This is a genomic window from Streptomyces hainanensis (assembly GCF_004348415.1).
Classification (GTDB): Bacteria; Actinomycetota; Actinomycetes; order Streptomycetales; family Streptomycetaceae; genus Streptomyces; species Streptomyces hainanensis.
The window spans coordinates 1-5,550 of the sequence record NZ_SMKI01000488.1; the positions used below are offsets into that span (position 1 = coordinate 1).

General features: G+C 73.3%; 6 protein-coding genes. 2 read left to right on the plus strand and 4 right to left on the minus strand.

Annotation, left to right across the window (positions count from 1 at the left end; translation table 11 throughout):
* Positions 1-102: 102 nt before the first annotated feature.
* Both E1283_RS30735 and E1283_RS30740 read right to left on the minus strand, forming a co-directional pair.
* The gene (locus tag E1283_RS30735; RefSeq protein WP_132821452.1) at positions 103-1,392 is read right to left on the minus strand and encodes a PQQ-binding-like beta-propeller repeat protein; all 1,290 of its coding nucleotides are present in this window, start codon (positions 1,390-1,392) and stop codon (positions 103-105) included.
* 494 nt (positions 1,393-1,886) lie between these two features.
* Complete coding sequence (locus E1283_RS30740; RefSeq protein ID WP_132821453.1) at positions 1,887-2,921, minus strand: aldo/keto reductase; 1,035 nt, start codon at positions 2,919-2,921, stop codon at positions 1,887-1,889.
* A gap of 106 nt (positions 2,922-3,027) precedes the next feature.
* Here E1283_RS30740 and E1283_RS30745 point away from each other — a divergent pair, with 106 nt between their 5' ends.
* Entirely contained in the window at positions 3,028-3,651 is a 624-nt protein-coding gene (locus tag E1283_RS30745; protein WP_132821454.1) for a TetR/AcrR family transcriptional regulator, read from the plus strand.
* Here the strand turns inward: E1283_RS30745 and E1283_RS30750 are convergent.
* The gene (locus E1283_RS30750) at positions 3,633-4,145 is read right to left on the minus strand and encodes a YbaK/EbsC family protein (RefSeq protein WP_132821455.1); all 513 of its coding nucleotides are present in this window, start codon (positions 4,143-4,145) and stop codon (positions 3,633-3,635) included. The two genes, E1283_RS30745 and E1283_RS30750, sit on opposite strands and share 19 nt — an antisense overlap.
* Positions 4,103-5,059: a DMT family transporter gene (locus E1283_RS30755; RefSeq protein WP_132821456.1), complete on the minus strand. Its 957-nt coding sequence runs from the start codon at positions 5,057-5,059 to the stop codon at positions 4,103-4,105. The genes E1283_RS30750 and E1283_RS30755 overlap by 43 nt, the downstream gene beginning before the upstream one ends.
* 64 nt (positions 5,060-5,123) lie before the next feature.
* Between E1283_RS30755 and E1283_RS30760 the strand changes: the two genes are divergently transcribed.
* Positions 5,124-5,550: helix-turn-helix domain-containing protein (locus E1283_RS30760; protein WP_132821457.1), on the plus strand; the 427-nt coding region annotated here is incomplete at its 3' end.

Here is a 5,550-nt window from a genome sequence, read left to right on the forward strand (position 1 = left end):
CCCGCCCACCCTTGTCTCCCGCGCTTCGCGCGGTAGGGCCCGGCGGGCCGAGCCCGCTGCGCCGCCGGGCCCGGCCAGCTGGCCACGTCCGTGCCTATCCGGTCACTCCGACAGCTGGTACGCCGCGGTGGTCGCGGTGGTCTCCCCCGTCACGGTGTCGGAGAGCATGAACAGGACGTAGAGCGTGTCCCCCCGCGCGACCAGCGCCTCGGGCGATGTGTAGGGCTCGCCCTCGAAGTCCGGCAAGGCGCCCAACTCGGTCGGGGCGCCGTCCTCCGGGCTCAGGCTCGCCGCCCGCAGCACATACTCCTCGTCCTGGTACACCACCATCGTCCGCTCCGCGTCACCGCCGATGGTGGTGCTTTCGGGGAACGTCTGCTGCCAGGCGACGGCGCCGGTGTTCAGGTCGATCCCGACCCGCTCGCTGCTGTCGCCGAGCCCGCCGGCCGCGTGGAGGAGCGAGCCCCGGATCGTGGAGTAGTTGGGGCCGTAGAGCGTCAACTCGACCTCGGAGCCGTCCTGGACCTCCAGGACCTCGGAGAGCACCTCGCCCGCCTCGTCGAAGGTCAGCAGCCGGTCCTCGACGGTGCTGGTCCGAACGGTCAGCAGGTCGCCCGGCACGATCTCGGCGACCCCGTCCCATTCCTCGGGCCGCTCGGGGAGCGTCCACAGCTCGGTGCCCTCGGCGGCGTCGAAGGCGGTGAGTTGGTACACCTCGGTCATGATGTCGCACTGGACGTCGCCGACCAGATAGTCGCCACCGACCGTCCAGTTGACGCGGTCCTGGCACTCCGCCGCGTCCGGCATCTCGGGCGCCGGCAGCTCGTCGCCGGCGACCGAGTACCTGAACAGGTCGGTGCCGCCCGGCGTGACGGTGACGGTGTCGCCCGTGACGCTGACCCCGACGAACGACGACAGGCCGTCCTCGGGCGTGACGTCCTGGGTGAACAGCGGCTCGCCCGTCGCGGCCGTGGTGTCCACCACGGAGAGGAGGGTGCAGGTGTCGGAGTCGCCGACCGAGTAGACCAGGGCGCCGACGCCCTGGTCGTTCAGCTCGGGCGCGATGGCGCAGACCTCGCCGGCCCCGGACGGCGGGGTCAGCTCCCACCGCGTCTCGCCGCTCGCGGCGTCGATGCTGCGCACCGTGTCGTTGGTGATCTCGGTGACCGTCGTATCGGTGGCCCACAGCGCCATGGTGACAAGGCCGCTGTCGTCGTAGGCCGCCGGCTCGCCCTCCCATCGCGTGGTGAGCGCGCCGTCCTGGCTCTCGCCGCCGCCGTCCCCGTCGCCTCCGGAGTCGGAGTCCTCGCTTCCGCCACAGGCGGCGAGCACCAGGCTCCCCGCCACGGCGAACGCCAGCGCCGCAGGGCGCCAACGCATGTCGTCCTTCATTGTCTTCCCCTCGCGTACTGCTGAGTCCGCAGCGCCTCGGCGACGCCACGAAGTCCCGAAGGCTAACACGCACGATACCGGCCAGTAACTGACCAACTCCCTTCCATTTCAAGAGGGTTGGTGCGCTCCGTTAGCCGGTCGAGTTCACATTGGGGAAGACTGGAGGAGGCAGAGCGAAGGCCGGTGACCCGATTGATATCGCGACCCCGGCCATCGACCGGTCGCGCGTGATCGACCTCGATGACGAGGCGCTGGAGGCAGCCGGCACGGCCGCAGGGCCCCAACTGGGGCGGCTTCACCGCCCAGTCGGGGCCCTGCGGACCGCCCCCCGCGCGGAGCGCGAGAAAGGGCGGGCAGGTGGGAGAAACCCCGCGCGAAGCGCCAAGGGCCAGCCCCACCAGCGCCCGCAGGGCCGCCGCACCGGCCGCAGGCCACCTCGCGGGCGGGTGGGGAGAACCCTCAGGCCCGCCCGGCAAGGGCCCGGCAAGGGCCCGTCAGACCGCTGGCGGGCTGAGGCGGGCGAAGCCCTCCTGCCGCCGGTAGGGGAAGTACGGGTAGGCCGCCTCCCCGGCGCTCGCCGTGTCGAGGCGGGCGACCTGGTCGTCGGTGAGCGACCATCCCACGGCCCCGAGATTGTCCCGCAGTTGCCGTTCCGTCCGCGCGCCGACGATGACGGAGGAGACCGTCGGGCGCCGGAGCAGCCAGTTGATGGCGATCTGCGGGACGGTCCTGCCGGTCTCGGCGGCGATCTCGTCCAGGGCGTCGACCACCCGGTACAGCAACTCGTCCCGCACCGGCGGCCCGTACGCCGCCGTGGCGTGCAACCGGCTGCCGGCCGGCAGGGGTTGGCCGCGTCGGATCCGGCCGGTGAGGCGGCCCCAGCCGAGCGGGCTCCAGACGAGCGCGCCGACGCCCTGGTCGACGCCGAGCGGCATCAGCTCCCACTCGTAGTCGCGGCCGACGAGCGAGTAGTAGACCTGGTGGGCGACGTACCGCGGCCGGCCGTGCCGTTCGGCGGCTGCCAGCGACTTCATGAGCTGCCAGCCGGAGAAGTTGGAGACGCCGACGTACCGCAGCTTCCCGGCCCGCACCAGGTCGTCCAGGGTGGCGAGGACCTCCTCGACGGGCGTGGCGGCGTCGAAGGCGTGGAGTTGGAAGAGGTCGATGTGGTCGGTGCCGAGCCGGCGCAGCGCGCCGTCGACGGCGGCGACGAGTCGGGCGCGGGACGTGCCGGCGTCGCCCGGCCCGTCGCCCGTCGGCAGGCCGGTCTTGGTGGAGATCAGCACCCGGTCCCTGCGGCCCTTGAGCGCGGCACCGAGCACCTCCTCCGAGGCGCCGTCGGAGTAGACGTCGGCCGTGTCGAAGAGTGTGACGCCCGCGTCCAGGCAGAGGTCGACGAGGCGGCGGGCCTCGGCGGCGTCGCTGGTGCCCCAGTTGCCGAAGAGCGGGCCGCGGCCGCCGAACGTGCCCGCGCCGAAGCTCAGCGCGGGGACGGTGAGTCCGGAGGCCCCGAGTCGTCGGTACTCCATGTCGTCTCCCCTGTCGTTGTCCATGCCGTCACCGCCACCCCACCCCTAACGGGATCGCGGTTCCATTAAGCTTGCGTGTCGGAGCCTAACAGAGGGAGGACGCTTAATGGAACAGGAATCCCATTACGGTGGTCACGGCACGACGCGACCCGGCGGGCGTACCGCGCGGGTGCGGTCGGCGGTGCTGCGGGCGGCCGGTGACGCGCTCGCCGAGCTGGGTTTCGCGGGCCTCGACCTGGCCGACGTCGCGCGCCGCGCCGGCGTCGGCCGCACCACCGTCTACCGCCGCTGGGCCACGCCGACCGGGCTGGTCGCCGATCTGCTGACCGAGATGGCCGAGGAGTCGCTGCCACGCGCCGAGACCGGCTCGCTCCTCGGCGACCTGCGGGCCAACGCGCGTCTCGTCAGGCGCACCCTCACCGACCCGCGCCAGGGTCCCCTGTTCAAGGCCGTCATCGCCGCCGCGACCTGTGACGCCGCCACCGCCGACGCGCTGCGCCGCTTCTACGCGACCCGGATCGCCGAGTGGGCCCCCTGCGTGGAACAGGCCGTCGAGCGCGGCGAGTTGCCGGCCGGCACCGACCCGCACGAGGTGGTGCGCGCCGTCTCGGCCCCGCTCTACTACCGGCTGCTCGCCAGCGGCGACCCGCTCGACGAGGCCACCGCCGACCGCGCCGCCGAGGCCGCGGCCGCGGCGGCCGCCGCCGGCATCTACGTGGTGCGGACCTGACCCGCGACGCGCTCCACGCGCGGCCTGGCCAGCGCCGCGTAGTCGGCGCCCGAGACGACGAGCGAACGGTCGAGCCGCGCCGCGTTGAAGTAGAGCGCGGGGCGCGCGACGACGTCCGGGTCGGCGACGAGTTCGAGGTCCGGGTCGAAGCTGAACGGCAGCACCGTGCCGGGCACGGCGTGCGCCAGCCGCTCGGCCGTCGCCGCGTCGCTGAACCCGACGTAGCGGGCGGCGAACAGCGCGCGGACGGCGTCCAGGTCGACCCGCCGGTCCCCCGGCACGACGGCGAGCACGTGGCGGGTGGTGCGGCGGTCGACTTTCACCCGCAGCACGATGCACTTCGCGGCGTCCGCCGTCGGGTGCCCGCGCAGCGCGCTCACCGCCTCGGTCGCCCCCTCCGGCTCGTGGTCGATGAGCCGGTACGGCGTCGCCGTGGAGTCGAGCAGGTCGATCAGACGCCCGTAGGTGTCGTGCTCTCGTTCGGTCTCGGACATCTCGCGTCCTCCGTCGGGATCTTCTCGGTCGTTCGATGGGCGCGCTCGACGGCCTGCCCCCAGTACGTGCCGGCGACCAACAGCGCCGCGCCGACCGCCGCCGGCACGGTGAACCGCTCGTCGCCGAGGCCGATTCCGACCACGACGGCCCAGATCGGCTCGGTGCCGAGCAGCAGGCTGGCCCGGCTCGCCGACGTCCGCTGCACCGCCCACGTCTGGGCCAGGAACGCGAACACGCTGCAGAACAGGGCCAGATACGCCAGCTGCGCCCAGGTCGTGGCGCTACTCGCGGCCAGCTCCCGGGCGTTGGCCGCCGCCGGCGCCAGGAAGAGCACCGTACCCACGGCGGTCTGCACGGCCGTCAGTTGCAGGGGCCGCACCGCGCGGTTCACGGTCAGCCGCCCGACGAGCGCCACGTGCCCCGCCCGCACCACCGCGGCGGCCAGCATCAACAGGTCGCCGCCGCGCGGCTCCCGCCACCCGTCGCCCGACATCAGCAGCGCGACCGCCAGCACGCAGACCCCGGCGGCGACGAAGAACGCCGGCGGCAGCCGACCGCCTCCGGCGGTGCGGTCGAGCAGCGGCGTCAGCACGATCGTCAGGCTGATGATCAGGCCGGCGTTGGCGGCGCTGGTGTGCGCGACGCCGTACGTCTCCAACACCAGGATCGCCGCCTGGGTGACGCCGAGCAGCGCCCCGATCCGCAGTTCCTCGCCGCTCGGGCGCCCCGAGCGGACCAGCAGCGCCCCGCAGGCGAGCGCGGAGATCGCGTACCGGGCGAACAGCACCAGCAGGACCGGCAGTACGACGGTGGCCGTCTTCGCCGCGAGGTAGCTTGAACCCCAGACGATCGCCACCAGCAACAGCACCACGTCGGTGCGGCGGGCATCGAGCACGGCACCACGCTGCCGCATCCCGACGTTGTAGCCCAGCGCCAATGTCTCAAACGATCGTGTAGTTTCCCTACACTGTCGACGCATGGACGCCCGTCAGCTGCGGATCCTCCGGGAGCTCGGCGAACTCGGCAGCGTGAGCGCCGTCGCCGAGGCGCTGCTGGTCACGCCCTCGGCGATCTCCCAGCAACTGCGGCTGCTGCAACGCTCGATCCCCGTCCCGCTCACCGAACGCGCCGGCCGGCGCGTGGTGTTGACCGACGCCGGGCGTGCGCTCGCGGCGGCGGCGGTCGAGGTGGAGACGGCCCTGACCCGGGCCCGGCACTCGGTCGACGACTTCGTCGACCGGCCGGACGGCACCGTGTCGGTGGCCGCCTTCCACAGCGCGGCCGCCGCGTTCTTCCCCCTCCTGCTGCGCGGCCTCGCCGGCCCCGACCGGCCCCGACTCGCGCTCGCCGACGAGGACGTGGCCCGAAGCCACTTCCCCCGCCTGACCCGCGACTACGACCTCG